Origin of the sequence: Amycolatopsis sp. DG1A-15b (genome assembly GCF_030285645.1) — a bacterium.
Classification (GTDB): Bacteria; Actinomycetota; Actinomycetes; order Mycobacteriales; family Pseudonocardiaceae; genus Amycolatopsis.
Map to the genome: position 1 here is coordinate 8,082,845 of NZ_CP127296.1, position 20,607 is coordinate 8,103,451.

9 protein-coding genes are annotated in these 20,607 nt (G+C 72.7%); 6 read left to right on the forward strand and 3 right to left on the reverse strand.

Annotation, left to right across the window (positions count from 1 at the left end):
* The first annotated feature begins 7 nt into the window (after positions 1-7).
* The 6 genes from QRY02_RS37405 to QRY02_RS37430 are packed head-to-tail and all read left to right on the forward strand — an operon-like array spanning position 8 to position 17,009.
* A complete protein-coding gene (locus QRY02_RS37405; protein WP_502874160.1) occupies positions 8-7,882 on the forward strand; it encodes a WXG100-like domain-containing protein in 7,875 nt (2,624 codons plus the stop codon).
* A complete protein-coding gene (locus QRY02_RS37410) occupies positions 7,882-8,331 on the forward strand; it encodes a hypothetical protein (RefSeq protein ID WP_285987481.1) in 450 nt (149 codons plus the stop codon). Before QRY02_RS37405 ends, QRY02_RS37410 begins: the two co-directional genes overlap by 1 nt.
* Complete coding sequence (locus tag QRY02_RS37415; protein ID WP_285987482.1) at positions 8,328-9,743, forward strand: TNT domain-containing protein; 1,416 nt, start codon at positions 8,328-8,330, stop codon at positions 9,741-9,743. The genes QRY02_RS37410 and QRY02_RS37415 overlap by 4 nt, the downstream gene beginning before the upstream one ends.
* Positions 9,744-11,987: an ADP-ribosylglycohydrolase family protein gene (locus QRY02_RS37420; RefSeq protein ID WP_285987483.1), complete on the forward strand. Its 2,244-nt coding sequence runs from the start codon at positions 9,744-9,746 to the stop codon at positions 11,985-11,987.
* Between the two features lie 16 nt (positions 11,988-12,003).
* The gene (locus QRY02_RS37425) at positions 12,004-15,066 is read left to right on the forward strand and encodes an ADP-ribosylglycohydrolase family protein (RefSeq protein ID WP_285987484.1); all 3,063 of its coding nucleotides are present in this window, start codon (positions 12,004-12,006) and stop codon (positions 15,064-15,066) included.
* 35 nt (positions 15,067-15,101) lie between these two features.
* On the forward strand, positions 15,102-17,009 hold the full coding sequence (locus tag QRY02_RS37430; RefSeq protein WP_285987485.1) for a TNT domain-containing protein: 1,908 nt from the start codon (positions 15,102-15,104) through the stop codon (positions 17,007-17,009).
* On the opposite strand, the gene QRY02_RS37435 is transcribed toward QRY02_RS37430, so the two are convergent.
* Genes QRY02_RS37435 through QRY02_RS37445 form a run of 3 tightly spaced genes read right to left on the reverse strand, consistent with a single transcriptional unit; the run spans position 16,996 to position 20,607 of the window.
* Positions 16,996-17,847 (reverse strand): class I SAM-dependent methyltransferase, encoded by an 852-nt coding sequence (locus QRY02_RS37435; RefSeq protein WP_285987486.1) that lies wholly within the window; start codon positions 17,845-17,847, stop codon positions 16,996-16,998. The two genes, QRY02_RS37430 and QRY02_RS37435, sit on opposite strands and share 14 nt — an antisense overlap.
* Before the next feature lie 12 nt (positions 17,848-17,859).
* Positions 17,860-19,167: a sensor histidine kinase gene (locus QRY02_RS37440; protein ID WP_285987487.1), complete on the reverse strand. Its 1,308-nt coding sequence runs from the start codon at positions 19,165-19,167 to the stop codon at positions 17,860-17,862.
* A 3-nt stretch (positions 19,168-19,170) separates the two neighbouring features.
* The gene (locus tag QRY02_RS37445; RefSeq protein WP_285987488.1) at positions 19,171-20,607 is read right to left on the reverse strand and encodes a CCA tRNA nucleotidyltransferase; all 1,437 of its coding nucleotides are present in this window, start codon (positions 20,605-20,607) and stop codon (positions 19,171-19,173) included.

The following is a 20,607-nucleotide window of genomic DNA, read 5'->3' on the forward strand; positions in this document are numbered from 1 at the left end:
CGTGGGTATGGAGATGCCCGACGCGGTCAAGTGGCTGCTGCCGATCGTCGTCGGGGAGAGCTGGCCCGAGGGCGACGAGACCAAGCTGCGCGCGCTGCGCGACGCGTGGCACACGGCGTCGTCGGCGATCGGCCCGGTGTCGGAGACGGGCAGCCAAGCGGCGTCCGGCGTCCGCGACAACTGGACGGGTGACGGCGCCGACGCGTTCGCGGAGCAGTGGAAGAAGTTCGTCGAGGGCGACGAGGCGTACTTCAAGCAGCTGGCCGACGCGGCGAAGGCCCTCGGGGATTCGTGCGACCAGACGGCGCTGGACGTCGAGTACACGAAGTACATGATCATCATCTCGCTGATCGTCCTGGCGGCCCAGATCGCGGCGATGATCGCGGCGGCGGCGGTGACGTTCGGCGGCTCCACGGCGGGTATCGCACCGGCCCAGATCGCGACCCGGATGACCGTGCAGATGCTGTTCCGGCAGCTGCTCGAGAAGCTGGCGCAGCAGGGGTTCAAGCAGGTCGCGAAGGAGCTGCTGGAGAAGCTGCTCAAGCAGGGCCTCAAGAAGATCGGCATGGAGGTCCTCAAGAACGAGGCGATCAACCTCGGCATGGACGCGGGCATCCAGGGCCTGCAGATGGCGAAGGGCGACCGCAAGGACTGGGACTGGTCGAAGACCTCGGACGCGGCGATCTCGGGCGCGGTCGGCGGAGTCGTGGGGGCGGCTTCGGGCTCCATCGGACGCGGAGCGACCGAGGGACTTTCGCACAGCGCGGGCGGGCAGATCGCGGACGCGGCCATGCGGGCGGGAACGCGGGGCGCGGTCGAGGGAGTGGCCCAGACGGTCGGCCAGGCGGCGGTGACCGGCGATTTGGGGTCGTTGACGCCGGAGCAGCTGCTGATGGGCGCTTCCAGTGGGGCCGTCGGGGGCGCGGTCGGGGGCGCGAAGGAGCAGATGCATTCGGTCCACGAGGCGAACATCCCGCGGGCCGACTCGGACGGTGACTCTGGTGGCTCCAGTGGCTCTGGTGGCTCCGGTGGGGAGTCGCGGCGGGGGGCGGAGGAGGCGGGTTCGGAACCGGAGTCCCGGGGTGAGTCTTCCGAGCCGGAGTCGCGGGCTGAATCTTCGTCGGAGCCCGAGACTCGCCGCGAAGCCGCCTCGGAGCCGGAGGCGCGCCGCGAGGCGTCCTCCGAGCCGGAATCGCGTGGTGAGGAACCACGTCGCGAGGCGGCCTCAGCACCTGAGTCACGAGGCGAAGAACCGCGTCACGAAGCCTCCTCCGCACCGGAGTCGCGAGGCGAGGAGCCTCGCCATGAGGCCGCTCCGGAACCCGAGCAACCACGCCGCGAAGCCCCGTCCGAGCCGGAATCGCGCGGTGAGGAACCTCGCCGCGAGGCAGCGTCCGCGCCGGAATCGCGAGGCGAAGAACCGCAGCGCGAGGCGTCGCCCCCAGTGGAAGCGCGGACGGCGTCGGAGCCGGACGTCCGGCGAGAGAGCGAACCGCAGCAGCGTGCGGACAGCGGGCCGCAGCCGGTTTCCGAGCACCGCGCGCCCGAGGGATCGCGGCCCAGCGCCGACCAGGCCCAGCAGCCGGCGGCGGCTTCGAGCCACCAGTCGACGAGCGGCGCCTCACCGCAGGGCGGCTACGGCATGGCCCCGCCGCCGCCTCCGGGCGTCGGCCCGGAGCCGGGACGCCAGAGCGGCGGCCGCCTCCAGGACAACGTCGGAGCGGCCGGATTCACGGGCGGCCCGAGCCAGCCGTTCGCGGCGGAGGGAGGGACGGCACCGTTCCAGAACGGACCGTCACCGCAGCAGGCCCCACCACCGGGCGGCTTCGCGCCACCACCGCCACCGGGCGGCGGCGGCCTGCCGAACGCCGGCGGCCCGGGTCCGCGCCCGGGCGGCCAGCCGACGCCGCAGGGCGGAGGCGACCAGCCGCGACGGGTCCCCCCGCAGGATCCTCGCCGGATGCTGCAGGGTGGTCAGCCGCCGATGCCGCAGGGTGGGTATCGGCCGGGAGGCCAGCGCCCACACAACGGCCAGCCTGGTGGGCAGCCGCTCCATGGTGGGCAGCCGGGCGGTCAGCCACCGCACGGGGTACCACCGAGGCAACCGGGCAGCCAGCCGACGCATAACGGACAGCCCACTCAACCCGGCGGCCAGCAGACACACGGGGCGCAACCGGGCGGTCAACCGCCGCACCGGGGGCAACCGCTTCAGGCCGGTGGTCAGCCGCCGCTCGGGGGGCAGGCGATTCAGCCCGGTGCGATGCCGCCGCACGGTGCGCCGGGGGTGCCTGGTGCGCAGCCGCAAGGTGCGCAACCGGGGATGCCCGCTGCGCAGCTGCCGCAGGGCGGGCAGCCGGGGGTGCGCGGTGCGCAGCCGTTGCACGGGGTGCAGCCGCAGGGTGCGCAACAGCCGGGTGCTCGGCCGCCGCAGGGTGCACAGCCACCGCAAGGTGGGCAGCCACCGCAAAGTGGGCACGCGCCGCAGGGTGAGCAGCCGCCGCGGGGCGTGCAGCCGCCGCAGGGTGCACAGCCACCGCAAGGTGGGCAGCCACCGCAAAGTGGGCACGCGCCGCGGGGCGTGCAGCCGCCGCAGGGTGCACAGCCACCGCAGGGTGCGCAGCCACCGCAAGGTGGGCACGCGCCGCAGGGTGGGCAGCCGCCGGGGGTGCGGCCGCCTCAGGGTGGAGTGCCGCCGGTGGGGGCGAACGGGCAGCTGCCTCAGGGTGGGTTGGCTCCGCAGGATCCGCGGCGGATGCCGCCGCATTCGGGGGTTCCGCCGCAGGGTGGGCAGCGCCCGCCGATGGCTGGTGGGCAGCGTCCCGCCGGGTATCCGAACCAGCCTCGGGGTCCCCAGGGCCCCGGGCCGCATCCCGGTGGTCGGCCGCCGATGCCGCCTCCGCCGGGTGGACGGCCGCCGCACGATCCTCGGCTGGGGCCGCCGCGCCCGGCCGGTCCGGCGCCGATTCCGCCGCCGCGGTTCGGGCCGCCGCAGGAGCACTTGCCGCCGCGGGGACCGTTCGAGCCGCCGCGGCCGGTGGACCGCGCGCCGGAACAGCCGCGGACGCAGCGACCGTTCGAGCAGCCGGCACAGGACCGCCCGATCCCGGCGGCCGAGCCCACACAGCAGCCGGTGGCTGAGCAGTCGGCGGTGCACGAGAGGCCGGTCGAGCAGCCCGGTGCCGAACGACCTGACCAGCCCACGCCCGCGCAGCAACCGACGACCGAGCAGTCGCCGATGCACAAAAGGCCGACCGAGCAGCCCAGCGCCGAACGACCGGACCAGCGCGCACCCGCGCAGCAGCCAGCGGCCGAGCAGCCGCCGATGCACGAGAAGCCGGTCGAGCGACCAGACCAGCAGGCTCCGATGCCGGAGCGCCCGGCGCCTGGCAACGAGCGAACGCCCGCCGACGAACGCCCGGCGGACGAAAGCTCGTCCACGGCCGAGCACGAACGCACCCAAGAGCGCCGAGCCGAGCAGCCCGGCGCTGAGCGACCGGACCAGCCCACGCCCGCGCAGCAACCGGCGGCCGAGCAGTCGCCAGTGCACGAAAGGCCGATCGAGCAGCCCGGCGCCGAACGACCTGACCAACCCATGCCCGGCCACGACCACGACCACGACCACGACCACGCAAGCGAACAGCCCGCCGAACACCAAACGGCCACGGCCGAACACACGCCGGTCCAGGAGCGCTCCGCTGTACCTGGCGCCGAACGCCCCGGCCACGCAGGCGAACAGCACGAACGCCCGGGCCAAGAGCGGCCTGCCGAAGGAACGCCCGCTGACGAACACCCGGTGGACCGAAGCCCCTCAGCCGAGGCACTCGCCGACCCTCACCCGGCCGGGCACGAATCGCTCGCCGGTGAGCAAACGGCCGCCGATTCGCCGCGGGCGCACGACTATGGGCAGCCCGGTCATGATGAGCCCTACCTCACCGATCCTCGCTTCCACACCGATGATCCCGCTGGGATCAGGCGGATCGAAGACACCTTCATGGACTCCGGGCACCACAGCCAGGTCGACGGCGAATGGCGGCACGAACAGGTCCGGCGTGAGGCGCTCGCCAAGCGCGACCAGTGGCACCCCGGCATGTCCGACGCCGGTGCGGTCGCCGTGCACGCTTACACGCGGTACGAGATGGTCGGGCCGCTCAACCACGCCCTTCGGATGGGTGGCCCCGAGCTGCCCCATCTCGCTCCGCAAGCCGCGGCGCTCGTCTCCGGGCTGAACGAACTGCCGCCCCACGAAGGCGTTGTTTCGCGGCGGGTCGACTTCAAGGGTGATCCCTCGCGGCTGCAGGCCTTCCTCGCGCGGTTCCACGATGGTGCGCACATCACCGAACCGTCGTTCCTGAGCTCGTCGAAGGTCGACGCCCAGCACCCGCGGAGCAAGTTCCCCGGGGAAGTCGAGATGCGGATCCAGTCCAAGACCGGGCGGGACGTCGAGGATCTGGCCAGCATCCCGGACGAGCACGAAGTCCTCTTCAAGCCCGGGACGCAGTTCAAGATCACCGGCATCGAGGAAGGCCCCGGGCACCCCGACGCCAACCCGCGCCGGCCTGGTGAACCGCACTACATCGTGCACGCCGAAGAAATCGCTCCCGGGGAGCCCGGGCACCTCGGTGAGGCCGATGCCCGCGACGCCATCGAGCAACGCCGGGCCGAAGAACGTGCCGACGAAGCACGCCGCCAGCGTGAAGCCGACGAAGAGCTCGAGCAGTTCTACGCCGAGCACCCCGAATACAAGCCGAGCGGCGACCTGGCAAGCAAGATCAACGCCTTCGACCCGCCGGGTGCCGAGCCGCTGCCCGAACGGCGGGCGCCGGCCACCGGGGAGCCCGACGGGGGCTGGTCGCGGCTCGCCGCGCCGCTCGCTCCCGGTGGGCCGCCCGTGCTGCACGCCGGGTCCGTCGAGACGCCGCAGCAGCACGCGCGCCTGGTGCGGGACGCCGTTCCCGAGCTCGGTGCGGTCAACACGCGTAACCACTACAGCCCGGACGGCCTCGAAAACGGCTACCGGACCAACGCCGCCGAGTCGATGGTCGCCTTCGAGCGGCGGATGAACGGCGAGGACGTCGTCGCCGGGCCGGCGCGGCAGCAGAGCGTCAGCGAACAGCTCGGCGGGCAGTGGAGCGGCCGTGGGAGCTTCGACGACGTCGCCAGGGAGCTCGGGGAACGTCCGGTCGGCGCGCGGTCCGCCGTTGCCTTCGAGACACCCGGCGGGGAGTCGCGGCTGGTGGCTGCCGTGCACACCGAGCACGGGGTCCTGTTCGCCGATCCCGTCACCGGGCGGCTCGCCGAACTGCCGCACGACGCCACCGGGATCCACGCCATGCCGCTCGGTGGCGGGGACGCGCCCGCGCACCACGTCGTCGAAAACGCGCCGATCAGCGACCGGCTCAACCCGACCCCCGAACGGCTCCCGCACGACGAGGGCTACCTCTTCGACGGCGAGCACCGCGGCACCCCGGCCGACCACGAGAGCATCCGCCGCGCGGTCGGCGACGAGGACGTCTACCAGCAGATCCACGACCGCGCGCTCGCCCGCCGGGACGCCGCCGGGCTGCCGGTCACCGACGAGGGCGCCGTCGCGCTGCACGGCTACACCCGCGGCGAGTACGCCTACGACGTCAACGAGGCCCTGCGCCGCGGCCCCGGTCACCCCGGGTTCGACCTCGCGCAGCAGAACACGCGCGCGATCATGGACGGCCTCCACCAGATCGCGCCCGAGTCCGGCGAGACGATCCGCGCCTACGACGTCGGCGGCGATCCGCGGCTGGCCGAGCTGGTCGCCGGGCCGTACGAGCCGGGCTCGGTGGTCGTCGAACCCGCGTTCTCAAGCGCGTCCATCAAGACCAGCGAGTTCTCGACGTCGAAGTTCGGTGACGACGTCGAGCTGCACGTCCGGTCGGACAACCTCCGCGACATCTCCAAGCTCGCCGAGAACCCGGGGGAGCGCGAATCGCTGTCGCCGCCCGGCACCCAGCTGCTGGTGCACGAGAAGCGCCTCGAACTCACGCCCGACGGCCGCCGCAAGTGGGTCATCGTGGCCGAGGAGATCGGCCCCGGCCACCCGCGCTACCTCGAGCCCGAGGCCGCGCAGCAGAAGATGGCCGAGCGCCGTGCCGAGAACGAGCACAACGCGGCCGAGTTCGAACGGCGCAAGCAGGCCGCGATCATGGAGCGGCTCGGCGGCCTCGGCGAGCCGGAGCACGTCACCCCGCACCAGCCGTCGGTCCACGAGCTGCCCGGGACGCCGGCGGAAGCGCCGCCGGCCCCGGTGTCGGTGCACGACTACTCGCGGCTGGCGCGGGCGACGAACCCGCCCGCCGAACCCGCCATCCACGCCGGCGGGACGACGCCGTCCGAGCGCGCGGCCTACGTGCACGACCGGCACCCGCACCTGCGTGACGTCAACCCGGGCTTCCACCAGCCGGGCGCGCTCGAAAACGGGTACATGACCAACTGCACGCGCGGCCCCGAGGCCTACATGGACCGGCAGCGCGGCGGTGACATGACGGCCGAGCCGATCCTGCCGCACGAGATGGGCAGCCGCGGCACGCTCGAACACCTCGAGGGCCGGTTCGGCGAGACGTTCTCCGCGCGCGACAGCTACGACGACGTCATCCGCGAGATGCGGGAGAAGCCGCTGGACCACCACGCCGTGGTCGCGGTGAAGTACCCGGGCCCGAACGGGGTCGAATACGGGCACGTCGCGATGGTCGTGCACACCCGTGAGGGCGTCGCGTTCATCGACCCGCAGTCCGGCGACCTCATGCACCTGCCACAGCCGCCGAAGAGCATCAAGCTGATGCACATCGGCACGCCGGACGAGGTGCACGTCCAGCCCGAGCACGGCGCCGACGAAAGCCACGGCGACTACGGCTCGGCAGCACCACACGACGCCTTCCTGGCCAGGGACGACGTCGCCGCGGCACTCGACGGCCACGCGGACGCCGACTACATCCGCGCGCACCTGGGAGAACACCCCGGCCTGGTCCGGGTGCTGTCCGACCCGGGCAACGACTACCTGACGCGCTCGCTGCTGGACAACCCGAAGACGCTGGCCAGCCTGCTCAAGCACCCCGAGGCGATCCCGATCCTCGAGGACGCCGTCCACGAGGTGAACGAACGCGGTTACAGCGTCATCGACGATGTCGAGCAGCAGGGGGTCGCGCCGTTTGACCCGACCCCGGAGCAGGCGGAGATTTCCGCGGACGTGGCGCGGATCGCCGACGTGGCGTCGCCTGAATCGCTGCGGCACGGCAGCTTCGACCAGGGCCGGGTCGGCGATCCGGAGTACTGCAAGCAATGGGTCGCCGAGGAGCGCGAACGCTGGCCCGAGACGCAGGGCACGCTGAACCGCATCACGGAGCGGATCGCCGGCGAGACCGATGGCCACCCGGGGTTTCGGCCGGAGCCGAAGGACAGCGTACGAGCGCTGGCGAAGATCGCGAAGTACGGCTGGGATGGTTCACTCCTGCGCGACCTGGTCGGCACCAAGATCCAGTTCGAACAAGTGGCGGACATGTACCGGGCACTCGACGCGGTGCGCACCGATCCCGAGCTGACGATCGTCAAGTTCTCGGATCGGCTCGCCAACCCCCAGGACAGCGGCTACCGGGATCTGCAAATGAACGTCCGGCTGCCGAACGGGCACGTGGCCGAGCTGCGACTGCACCTGACGCACATCGACGACGTCGCCTCGTACGAGCACGCGCTCTACGAGGTGCGACGGGACTTCGAGACCTTCAGCAAGAAGGAAGGCCGCGAGGGCTTCCTCTCGCCGGAAGAAGCAGCCCTCGACGCGGCGTTGACCGAACAGGTCCGAGACCGTTTCGAGGAAGCCTTCCAGCGGGGACTGACATCCGAGGAGAGCACCTGATGGCCGTTCGGACCCCCAGGTTCTACAAGTACTACGCCCAGACCTACCGGATCGACTCGGCGCCGAACGGTGGCTTGGTGGGCACCCTCCTCGATCTGACGACCGGTTTCTTCGTCCAGGACAGCAGCCACATTCGCGAGGTCATGCGAGCCACGACCGAGTCGCACATCGACGGTCCCCTCAGCGAAGAGAAGTTCATCTACGAGACAGAGGTCGAGCGGAACCACTTCCTGTCCGGCGACGGCCCGATCTTCGCGCTTTACGAGACGATCAATGGAATTGACGGCACAGCCACCCGGGAGGGACGCAGCCGTACCCAGCAGGAGACCGCGCTGGTCCACGCGCTCCAGAAGCGCACCTTCAAGATGTGGGAAGACGAGGCCGCTCGGATCGCCGCCGGTGAGCCGCCGTCGTTCACGGTGACCAGCCGGTTCAACGCGGGGCAATGATTCACGTGGAACATCGACTTTCGCCCGACGAGCAACGCACCCTCCTGGTGCGCCTGGGAAAGCTCGTGCGCGAGCACCGCGTCAACGCCGACGTGCCCGCCGTCGCCGACTTCCGGCAGGTCGGGAAGCACACCGAGACCGCGGGCCACAACACGGCCGTGCCGGACGAGCTGGCCGACCTCTTCACCGAGCTGCGGGCCGGCATGTACACCGAAGGCCGCGGCACCTGGCTGCAGGCGCGGTTCGCCCTGAACGCCGACGGCAGCTTCGACTTCGACTTCGCGCTCGACGACGATCCGGTGTGGACCCACGCACCCGAGCCGGCCGCCTGGCCGGAGGAGCTCGCCGCGTTCCCGCGCGCCGACGAGCACGTCCCGGACTGGTGGCGGCTGCGCGCGCAGCTGCCGCTGGGTGTGGTGTTCCGGCACGCCGACGTCGGTGGCCCGGACGTCGAGCGGCCGCCGCTGACCGACACCGAGGTGCCGCTCGTGCTGCAGTACCTCGAGCGGGAAGCCGTCGTGCACGAAGACGGCGACGAGCGCTTCCACACCGACGGCACGTGGATCTGGTCCGAAGCGGTCCCGCTCCTGCTCGCGACGCACGGCGTGCCGCCGGAGCCGGACCTGGTGGCGCACATCCGCCGGCACCACTTCCAGCCGCCGTACGTCGAGCCGCTGGTCCGGCGGACCGCCGAAGCGGACCTGCTGGGCAAGCCGCGGCCGAAGCCGGGCCGCGCCGACGTGAAGAAGACCGCCGGGGACGTCGCCGCCGAGCTGGAGACCACGCCGGACCCGCAGCTCGGTGACGAAGAGCTGCTGATCGTGCTGGTGCAGCGGCTCGGCGAGCACGGGGTGTGGCCCGAGGCGTACCGGGTCGGCGAGCGCGCGGACGGCGCGTGGTGCCTCAACTACACCTCCGACGGCTGGGAAGTCGCTGCCCACGCCGGCGGGAAACCTCGCGCGCCGAAGTACTTCTCCCGGCTCGAGGACGCCGCGCAGCAGCTGCTGGGGGCGTTGCTGCTGCACCCCGCGCGGATGACCGCCGGGCACGAAACCCCGCTGGAGACCGCGAAAGAGCTCGACGACTGGCCGGTGCACCCGGCGCCGGGTGAGCCTCCCCTCACCCTGCTCCGCAACAAGCGCATCACCCGGCTGGTGGCGGGTACGGTCGTCCTGCGCTTCGGCGAGGAACCCGGCAATCTCGTTCACCACGGCGAGGTACGGTTCGCCACGACGTCGCTGCCGCTCGAACGGGAGCGGCTGCGGCGGAGCTACCGGCTCAGACGCCCTCTGCACGTGATCACCGGCATCACGGTTCCGTGGGCGAACCTGCCGGGTGGCGCGGTGGCCTTCGTGCTGCCGAAGACGATCGCCGAGCACGAGTCCGACGGAAGCCTGGAGAGGATCGAGTAGGTGGAAGCGGCGGAAGCGATTGCCAAGGTCGGCCAGTGGCTGCGCGCGGTGCACGGTCCGGACGTCTCCGGCCCCGCCGGGCTCCGGGTGGACACCGAAAAGGTGCTGCGCATCCCCGAGGGCTGGTCGGTGCCCTACAACACCATCGCGTTCCTCGACGAGGGCCGGCCGGAGAAGGAGATCTTCCCGCCGCCGTCGGTCGTCGTCCGCGAGCCGGACGGCGAACTGCGCCAGGCGCACCCGCACCCCGGCGGCCTGTCGGTGCCGGTGGCGTTCCCCGGCCAGGAGAACTGGCGCGAGGTCGTCGACCCCGAGTACGTCAAGGCCGGGCTCGGCGAGCTGGGCGTGCCGCTGCAGGCCGTCGCCGGCTGGGTGAAGGTCGACGCCGAGGGCAACCAGACCGGCGAAGAACGCGAAAACCCCGAGTACAAGGCCGGGCCGATCCGCCGCGGCTACCCGAAGCCGGACAACACCCTGGAGACGCTGCTGTCGTTCGGCAGCGTCGGCTGGCTGACCCGGGAACTGCTGCTCATCGGGCTGATCCGGTGCGAGGTGTTCGTCCCGCTCGACCTGGAGACCGGCAAGACCGACCGGTTCTACTTCGCCGAGGAGCGCAACGAGCTCAAGGTGTTCAGCTCGACCCGGCAGCTGCCCTCGCGCGAGCACGGCTGGTGGAAGGTCGACGTCGCGACGCTGGCCGAGTTCGAGCACCCGCCGAACCTGGTGATCAACGGCGGCCCGACGACCATCGAGGACGTCTCCAGCGGCGAACTCGCGGAGATCGTCAAGCGGTTCCCGCGCCACGAACCACGCATCGACGTGCACGGGCGCTGCCCGGAGGCCGAGGAGGACCTGATCCGGGTCGCCACCGAGACCGCGGCCCGGATGGGCCTGCCGGATCCGGTGAAGCCGCCGCTCATGGCGGCCGAGAAGGCCCGGCGGCGCGGCTTCGAGCTGACGGCCGAGGAGTGCGCGAAGACCGTGCTCGGCGAATCCTGGCTGAAGCGGCTGAACATGCCGGAGCCGCCGCGCAGCAAGCCCAACGACCTGCGCGCGAACGGCCTGGCCCCGGCGTACGACAACGCCGGCCGCACGGTGCCGCGGCTCGACACGTTCGGCAAGTACTTCGAGCGGAACCTCGACGGCTTCCGCTACGGCTGGCAGCGCGTCACGGGCGCGTACGTCGGTTTCGCGCTCGGCGAGGCGCTCGGCGCGGCCGTCGACCGGATGATGCTGCACGACATCCACGCGAAGTTCGGCATCGAAGGCGTCACCGACCTGATCCCGGCGTTCGACCAGCCCGGCCGGATCGGCTCGCTGACGCAGCGGCTGCTCTTCTACACCGAGGCCGTCATCCGCAGCCCGCACCGCGAGCAGCCCGAATCCCGCGACGCCGAGGAGCTGTTCCCCGGCGTCGTCCGCGGGGCGCTGCAGCGCTGGCTGCGCACCCAGGGCGCGCCGATGGACGCCCCGGACGGCTGGCTCGTGCAGGTCCCGGACCTGCACGCCCGGCGGGACATCGACGACGCCGAGCTCAACGCCTACCACCAGCTCGCGACCGGGGCCGCCGGTGCGCCGCCGATGACCGGGCCGGCCGCGCTGATCCCCGCCTTGCCCGCCGCGCTGACCATGGCCGGCCCCGGCAGCGGGCTCAGCGGCGGGGCGCGGCAGGCGGTGCGCGAACTGGCCGGCGTCACCCACCCCGACGAGCCCGACCTGGCCGCCGCGACCTACCTGACCTGGCTGTTCGAGCACGCGCTGACCAAGGATGCGTTCAGTTTCCCGATCTGGAACACCAGCCGCGAGGTGCTCAACCCGGACAACCAGTTCCAGCAGGGCCCGGAGTGGACGGCGATCGGGGACATGGTCGCCGAGTCAGTGCCGTTCTTCGGCGAGCACGGCCTGCCCGACCTGCGGATGCCCGAGCTGATCGGCGACGGCAAGACGACGTTGTCGGTCCTCGGACGCGCCTTCGCCGCGTTGTCGGGTTTCGAGAACTACCCGGAGCAGGCGCTGCTTCGCGCCGTCAACCACTCCGGCCGCAGCGCGCTCACCGGGGCGATCGCCGGTGCCCTGCTCGGGGCGCGTACCGGGATCCCCGGGCTGCCGCAGAAGTGGGTCGACCAGCTGGAGCTGCGGTACCTGGTCGAAAACGTCGCTTCGGACGCGTACTGGCACTTCGACCGGCACTCGGCGCTGAGCGCGCTCGGCGACGCCTGGATCGAGCGGTACCCGCGGCATTAGCGCGAGGATGGGGAGAATGGACGAAGAGGAAGCCGCCGCTCGCGCGCGGGAGTGGCTGCGCGCGCGGCCCGGCGGCGACCGGCTGCGGATCCGGCCGGAGTTCACCGCGCGCCGCCCGGACGGCTGGAGCTTCACGGTCAACGCGGCCGCCTACCTGGACGGCACCGACATCGGCGCCGGCCTGTTCCCCGGCCCGGTGGTCCTCGTGCCGGACGACGGCGGCGAGATCGGGTTCGACCAGCCGGCGATGGCGAGTGCGCCCGCCGAGGCCGAGTGGCGCCCGGACGTCGACCCCGAGTTCGACGAGAAGGCGTTCCCCGAGCTCGACCTCCCGGTGCGGGCCGTGCGCGGCTGGACCCGGGCGAACGGCGAGTACCGGGTCAACGAGCAGTACACCCCCGGCCCGGTCTGGCGCGGCTTCCCGGTGCCGGCCACCGACGCCGAGAAGCTGCTGAACTACCTGGCCGCGAACTGGATCAGCCGCGCCGAGTTCGTCCGCGCCCTGCTGGACTGCGAAGTCCTCGTGCCGTTGCTCGGCACCGGCGAGCCGCTGCTGCGGCCGGTCCCCGGCACGGGCGGCCGCGAAGTCATCGCCTACAGCTCGTCGGCGAAGGTGCCCGGACGGTACCCGCGCCGGTGGCGGGTACCGGTCCGGGAGCTGCCGCCGTCTTCGGGACTGACGCTCGACCCCGGCAGCGGCCTGGTCCGCAGCCTGACCGCCGCCGAGCTCGCCGCGGCCCGCGGTGCCGCGACCGCACCCCGGCCCCCGGTCGAGGAGCCCGCGCCGGAGGCCGGGCCCGAGGTCGCCGCGGCGCTGCCCGCGCTGGTCGCGGAGTTCGGCGTCGAGCCGCCCGACCTGCTGGAACGGCACCTGCGGTACGCCCTGGACCACGCCCGCGACCACCACTTCGAACTGACGCCCGAGGAGTGCGTCCGGTACCTGCGCGGGTTCGCCTGGCAGTACCGCAACGGCGTCCGCCGCCGGGCCGGCCAGGAGCCGGAATGGCCCGCCGACCTGGGCGCGAACGGCCTGATCGCGCACGTGGACGAAGACGCGCGCCCACGGCCGGTGCCGTGGACGTTCGGGAAGTTCTCCGCCTTCGGAACACCGGCCGACCGCTTCGCGTGGCACCGGATCCTCGGCGCATACGTCGGCTTCGCGATCGGTGACGCCCTGGGCGGCGGCGCGGACCCGGCGAGCCCCCTGCCCCTGGGCGGCCTGACGCGGCACCTGCTGTTCCACACCGACATCGTGCTGCGCGGCCTGCCGCCGGTGCCGACCGGCGAAGTGCCGGCGACCCTGCCCGAGCCGGACCCGGTCGGCTGGCTCGCCGTCGCGACCCGGCACGCGGGTCCGGCGCCCGCCGAGTTCTCCGCCCTGCTGGCCACGGCGTTGGCCGCGACCCCGGCCGGCGCGGTGGCCCTCGCGGACGTCGACGGCGAGCGGTACGCGAAGGACGTCGCCCGCGAGCTGACCGGCAGCGCCGCCGGCGCCGAGGTCACCGAAGGCGTCGAGCTGCTGATTTCCCTGTTCCAGGCGCTGCTGACGCGGGAGCCGTTCGCGCTGCCGGTGCACGTCCGCCTGCACGAGGTCGGTGGCGACCTGGCGGCGTCGACGCTGGCGCTGCGCGCGGACCGCGACGCCGACGACGTCACCCAGCTGGAGTCCATCGGCGACGGCCGGAGTGTCCGGTCGGTGCTCGGCCGCGCGCTGTTCGCCGCGGCCAAGCGCGGCTACGACCCGGAAGCCGCGATCCGGCTCGCGGCGCGGTCCGGGCCGGTGGCGGGCGCGATCGCCGGTGCACTGGTCGGCGCCCGGGTCGGGGTGCCAGGCCTGCCCTGGGCCACCGAGCTGCCCGACCTCGGCCTGCTCGACGACGTCGCCGGCGACGTCTTCTGGTACTTCAACCGCAACGGCCTCCGGACGGAGACCGCCGAACACGCACGCTGGGAGCGCCGGTACCCGAGCGGCCGGTTCACGCCGGAACCGAAGGGGACGGGTCCCGACTTGCGATCGCGACTGCGGGGCAGCCTGCTGGCCGGGGCGATCGGTGACGCGCTGGGCGCGAAGACCGAGTTCGACTCGATCGACCGGATCCGGGAGATCGCCGGGCCGGACGGCATCACCGACTTCATCCCCGCGTACGGCGGCGTCGGCCGGATCACCGACGACACGCAGATGACGCTCTTCACGCTCGAAGCGCTGATCAGGGCCCACGCTCAGGAGCGCCGGACCGGGTCCGCGGACGTCGTCCACTCGCTGCAGATGGCCTACCAGCGCTGGCTGCACACCCAGGGCGTCACGTGGGACCGGGCCCGTGGACCGCAGTCGGCGGTCGAAGCGGCCGACGGCTGGCTGAGCGGCCACCAGGAGCTGTTCAGCCGGCGCGCACCGGGGCTGACCTGCTTCGGCGAACTCGAGGCGTACGGCCGCTCGGGCGTCCGGGGCACCATCGACCGGCCGGTGAACAACTCGAAGGGCTGCGGCGGCGTGATGCGCGCGGCGCCGATCGCGCTGTGGTCGGACGACCTCGCCGAGGTGTTCCGGCTCGGGGCCGAGAGCGCGGCGCTGACCCACGGTCACCCCAGCGGGTATTTGTCGTCGGGGTGCTTCGCGGTGATCGTGCACGAGCTGCTGCACGGAAGGCCGCTGCTCGACGCGGTCGCGACCGCACGGGCCGAGCTCGTCAAGCATCCCGGGCACGAAGAGCAGAGCGCGGCGCTCGACGCGGCACTGGCGGAGCAGGGACCGCCGACGCCGGAGAAGCTGGAGCGGCTCGGACAGGGCAACGTCGGCGAGACGGCGTTGTCGATGTCGGTGTACATCGCACTGACCACCACGGACGCCGACTCGGCGTTGCTCGCGGCGGTCAACCACAGCGGTGACAGCGACTCGACCGGTTCCGTCTGCGGCAACCTCGTCGGCGCGATGTACGGCGAGGAGGCGCTGCGGCCAAGCTGGCTCGACCGGCTGGAACTCCGCGAAGTCATCGTCGGTCTCGCGGACGACGCGCTGACCGAATTCGGCCCGGGTGCGCCGGGCGACGACCGGTGGTTCGCTCGGTACCCGGTCGACTAGGTTCTTTGGGGCTACTGGGGACGGGGAGGACAAACGTGCGTAACCGGGTTGAAGTGGCCGAACGCCCGGACGGCCTGTATGCGACGTGGGGCGAGGGGACTTTCCGCGCGCAGCGATCGACCACGGACGGCACGGTGCTGCTGTCCGTGCTGCCGGAGGAGGAGCCGCCGGAGGGCTTCGACAAGGAGTTCGACGGGCGTCCGGCGCGGGTGGTGCCGGCGAGCGAGGTGCCGTCGACGTTCACGCTGCGGACCTTCGCCGAGTACGACGGCGAGGTCTTCGAGGTCGCGCCGGGCGACCGGCCGGAGCTGACCCTGCGCTGGGTCCGCGACGACGCCGCCCGCGCGGCGCAGCTGGGCTTGACCGACTTCTCGGTCACCGTGCCGGCCAAGCAGGTCACGGCGCTGTGGCAGACGCGGCTGGACTTCACCGAGACGCCGGAGGCGCGGCCGCAGCCGGGGACCGGCGACCAGAACGCGTTGCTGCGCGCCATCGGCCGGACGCTGCTGCACACCGTGCCCGGCGGCTGGACGCGGGTCGGCGCGCAATTCCGGCAGGTGGGTGACTACGCCGAAATCGAGGTCCGCGCGGTCGGCGACGAGGACGGCCCGGTGTCGGTGTCGCTGCCCGCGGTGCCCCGGCTCGGCGGGCTCTTCGCGCGGCTGCGGGCGGCGATGTTCCAGGCCGAGGCCGGCACCTGGTTCCAGGGCACGTTCACCCTCGACGCCGAGTCGAAGTTCGACTTCGACTTCGACGCCGACCGCGAGCCGGACTGGCGGGTGCCGCCCAACGACGGCGGCCGCCCGTCGACCGCCGCCTACGAGCTGGAGCTGGCCACCTTCCCGCGGACGCCGAAGCACCTGCCGGCGTGGCTGACGGCGAAGGCGGGCTTGCCGCTGGACGTCGTGTTCCGGCACGCGCGGGTCGCCGACGCCCACGTCGAGGGCGAGCGCCCGGTGGTCACCCGGCCGCCGGTGCCGCCGGACCAGGTCCGTGGCCTGCTCGACTACCTGTTCCGGGCGCCGGTGGCGCTGCACCGGCCCGCGCCGCTGCCGGACATCTTCGGCGCGCCGGGGGCCAAGCCGGACGTGCCGAACGCGTTCCACACCGACGGCACCTGGATCTGGCCCGCCGCCGTGCCGCACTACCTGCGCAAGTACGGGGTGCCGCCGGAGCCGGAGCTGGTCGAGCACGCGCGTGCGGCGGGCTTCCGGCCGCCGTTCGTCCGGGAGCTCGTCCGCGCGACGGCCGAGGCGGAGGTCCTCGGCCAGCCGCGGCCGCCGCAGACGGCGGCGGATCTGCCGGACGAGCGCGCGCTCACCCGCGTCGCCCGCGGTGAGCCGGTCCGGAACCTGCGCGGCGCGGAGACCCTGGAGCTGCTCCAGCAGCGGCTCGCCGAGCACGGCGTGCCGGCGGCGGCCTACCGGATCGGCGCCAACGAGATACCGGCCGAGGACGTCTGGACGCTGCGCCGGGCCGAGAACGGCTGGGAGGTTTCGCGGCCGCCGTCCGACGAGCCGGTGGCGTTCGGCTCGCTCGGCGACGCGGCCCGGTTCCTGCTGGGCGTGCTGCTGATGCTCCCGCCGCGGCCGGCGGAGGAGTCCGACCTGCCAGCCGACTGGCCGATCCTGCCGATGCGCGGCGAACCGCCCTTGAACTTCTACCGCGGCAAGCGCCTGATCACGCTGCCGCCGGGCACCACGGTCGTCCGGTTCGGCAACGAGACCGGCAACCTGGTGCACGCCGACGGCTCGCGGTTCGTCGAGACGGCGCTGGCGTTCGAGCGCGAACGCGAGAAGCGGCTGTACCGGGTGCAGCGCGCGATCCGCGTGCTGACCGGCGTGGCGGCGCCGTGGGGCGGGATGCCGGGTGGCGCGGTCGCCCACCTGCTGCCCCGGCCGCTCGCCCAGCACGTGGAGACCGGCTCGCTCAGCAGGCAGTGATCAGGACGGCGGGCGACCACCAGTAGTCGGCGAGCGGGGTGACGTCGACTTCCGCGAAGCCCGCCGTCGTCAGCTGCTCCGCCCAGACCGCGGCCGGGTGCTCCCAGTTCGTCCGCTGCTGCCCGGAGACGATCCCGAGCAGCACCGGCAGCAGGAAGCCCTGGGCGACCAGCGTGGCGTCTTCGCCGTACTCGGCCACCCCGCGCTCGTAGCGCTCGACGAGCGACCGGAGGTGCTCCGGCGAGCCTTCCTCGAACTCGGGGACGTCGAACTCGGCGAGCACCAGCGTCCCGGTGCGCGGCTGCAGCGCGCGCAGCACCTCCGCGCGCTGCTCCGGCTCGATGGACTGCAGCGCGAACGTCGACTGGACGAAGTCCCAGCCGAGGTCGTCGCGGGCCAGGAAGTCCTGCGCGGTCGACTGCCAGCACTGGGCCGAGGGCACCCGCTCGTGCACGCCTTCCAGCAGCGCGGCCGACGGTTCGACCAGGTCGATCCGCGGCGGGAGGTGCGACGCCTGCTCCAGCGCGGGCACCACGGCGAGACCGTCACCGCAGCCGAGGTCGAGCAGCGACTCCGGCTTCGCGCCGTCGTACCGCGCGGCCAGCTCGGCGCTCAGCGCCCGGTACAGCTCGACGTTGCCGCCGCCGCGGATGAACGCCGTGAACGCGCTCGGCTGGTCGTACACCGGCGCCGAGCCGTCGCCGGCCAGGTAGGTCCGCAGTTCGTCGGCCAGGGTGGAGCCGGCCCGCCCGGCTTGGGCGGCGAGTTCGGCGGCCCGGTCGCGGTCACCGGAGCGGTAGGCGGCGAGGGCGTCGGCCAGCAGGTCGATCGAGGTCATGGTCAGGGAATATCAGAACGGGACCCACAACGTCACCCGCGTGCCACCCCCGGCGAGTCCCGACTCGACCAGCGACGTCCCGCCGACCTCGGCCAGCCGCGCGGTGATCGACTCGCTGATGCCGAACCCGGCCGGGTGGTCGGCCGCGCTGAACCCGCTCCCGTGATCGCGGGTGATCACCGCGATCCCGCCGTCGCGCTCCTCGACGCGGACCACGACCCGGTCGGTGCCGGAGTGCTTCATCGTGTTCCGCATCGCCTCGCGGACGGCGTCCCGGATGGCGATCTGCCGGACCTCCGAGAGCGTGTCGTCGTCGAGCTCGGCCACCACGAGCTGGGCGCGCAGGCCGTCGCGGGCCATCTCGGCGGCGAGCGCGGCGAGCTTCTCACCCAGCGGCCGGGCGCCGGCCTCGGCCCGCTCGGACGCCGCCGACTCGATCGTGTGGCGGATCTCCATCGCCTGCGCCCGCGCCAGCCGCTGGATCTCCACCAGCCGTTCTTCGGCGTCGCCGGGGCCGGACAGCGCCATCGCCTCCAGCGTCTGCAGCACGGTGTCGTGCAGCATCCGGTGCTGCTGGGCACGCTCGGCGAGCCGCCCGTTGCGGGTGCCGTAGGCCAGCGCCAGGCGCGTGCCGAGACCGGTCAGCACCAGCGCGGCGGTGGCCAGGAAGAGCTCCGCGAGCAGGACGGAGTACGTCGAGAACGCGGCCCCGGCCAGGAAACCGCCGGTGTTCAGCCAGTTGGCCAGCATCCGGAGCGGGAAGCTGAGCAGCCCGAACACCACACCGCTGGGGAGACCCAGCGCGAGCGTCAGCAGCCCGATCTCGCCGAACAGGTGGACGCTGGTGACCGCGAGCGCGTCGAAGTACGCCTGCGTGGGCACGGTCAGCGCGATGACCAGCGGCGAAAGCACGGTGAAGGCCAGGTCGACGGCCAGGAGCTTCCCGGCGTTCCGGCCGCGGAACGGCGCCGACCGGAACATCCAGCGGAGGCCGATGACGTTCAGCGCCACCGACAGGAGGGTGAACACCCCGACCGGCAGCAGCCCGGTCGTGCCGCGCTGGAAGACGTAGACGCCGAACTGGCCGGGCACCGCGAGCAGCCGGTACGCCAGCGGGATGAGCACGACGTACCGGGTCGCGCGCAGCAGCAGGCCGTCGCGCTCGGTGGGGTCGATCGGACCCGACATCCGCGAGATGCGCCGCAGCGCGTGCATCGGGGCCGGATCGGCGATCTCGTCGGGCAGCTCACTCGTGGCGGTGGCGATCGCGGGGGCACCGCGCCGCAGCAGCGCCACCAGGAAGCTGCCCCCGCCCGCCACCGGTCAGACGCCCCCGATGCCGTTTTCCGCGGCCCACTTCTTCAGCTCGGCGACCGCCTCGTCGTGGTCCAGCGGCCCGCGGTCCAGGCGCAGCTCCTTGAGGAATTTCCACGCCTTCCCGACGTCCGGCCCCGGCTTGAGGCCGAGCAGCTCCATGATCTGCTCGCCGTTGAGGTCCGGCCGCACGCGGTCGAGGTCCTCCTTGGCCTTGAGCGCGGCGATCCGGGCCTCGAGGTCGTCGTAGGTCGCCTGCAGCGCGGCCGCCTTCCGGCGGTTGCGGGTGGTGCAGTCGGCGCGGACCAGCTTGTGCAGCCGGGTCAGCAGCGGCCCGGCGTCGGTGACGTACCGGCGGACCGCCGAGTCCGTCCACTCGCCCTTGCCGTAGCCGTGGAACCGCAGGTGGAGGAACACGAGCTGGGAGACGTCGTCGACGATCTCCTTCGAGAACTTCAGCGCCCGCAAACGTTTGCGGGCCATCCGCGCGCCGACCACCTCGTGGTGGTGGAAGCTGACGCCGCCGCCCGGCTGGAACTCCCGGGTCGCCGGCTTGCCGACGTCGTGCAGCAGCGCCGCCAGCCGGAGGATCAGATCCGGCTCGGACGTCGGCTCGTGCGTCTTCTCCAGGTCGATCGCCTGGGCGAGCACGGTCAGCGAGTGCTGGTAGACGTCCTTGTGCTGGTGGTGCTCGTCGATCGCCAGCCGCATCCCGGGCACCTCGGGCAGCACCCGGTCGGCCAGCCCGGAGTCGACCAGCAGCTCCAGGCCCGGCTGCGGGTCGGCCGCCAGCATCAGCTTCGACAGCTCGGCCTGCACCCGCTCGGCGGTGATCCGGTCGATCTCCTCCGCCATCGACGTCATCGCGTCGACCACCCGCGGCGCGGCGGTGAAGCCCAGCTGCGCGGCGAAGCGGGCCGCGCGCAGCATCCGCAGCGGGTCGTCGGCGAACGACTCCTGCGGCGTCGCCGGGGTGTCCAGGACCCGCTCCCGCAGGGCGCCCAGCCCGTCATGCGGGTCGATGAACGTCTTGGACGCCAGCTCCACGGCCATCGCGTTGACCGTGAAGTCGCGGCGCAGCAGGTCGCCCTCGATGCTGTCGCCGAAGGTGACCTCGGGGTTGCGGCCGACGCGGTCGTAGCTGTCGGCGCGGAACGTCGTGATCTCGAGCTGCATGCCCTTCTTCGTCACGCCGACCGTGCCGAAGGCGATGCCGACGTCCCAGACCGCGTCGCCCCAGCCGCTGACGATCTTCAGCACCCGGTCGGGCCGCGCGTCGGTGGTGAAGTCGAGGTCGCCGGACTGCCGGCCCAGCAGCGCGTCGCGCACGCTCCCGCCCACGAGGTACAGGCGGTGCCCCGCCCTGGCGAACCGCTCCGCCAGCTCCTCCGCCAGTGGGGAGACCTGCATCAGCTCCACCACCTGCTTGTCGACCACGTCGTTCAC

Coding starts and splice junctions, on each gene's coding strand:
- QRY02_RS37415 (WP_285987482.1), top strand. CDS start 8,328: ATGATTCACGTGGAACATCGACTTTCGCCCGACGAGCAACGCACCCTC.
- QRY02_RS37435 (WP_285987486.1), bottom strand. CDS start 17,847: ATGACCTCGATCGACCTGCTGGCCGACGCCCTCGCCGCCTACCGCTCC.
- QRY02_RS37410 (WP_285987481.1), top strand. CDS start 7,882: ATGGCCGTTCGGACCCCCAGGTTCTACAAGTACTACGCCCAGACCTAC.
- QRY02_RS37425 (WP_285987484.1), top strand. CDS start 12,004: ATGGACGAAGAGGAAGCCGCCGCTCGCGCGCGGGAGTGGCTGCGCGCG.
- QRY02_RS37405 (WP_502874160.1), top strand. CDS start 8: ATGGAGATGCCCGACGCGGTCAAGTGGCTGCTGCCGATCGTCGTCGGG.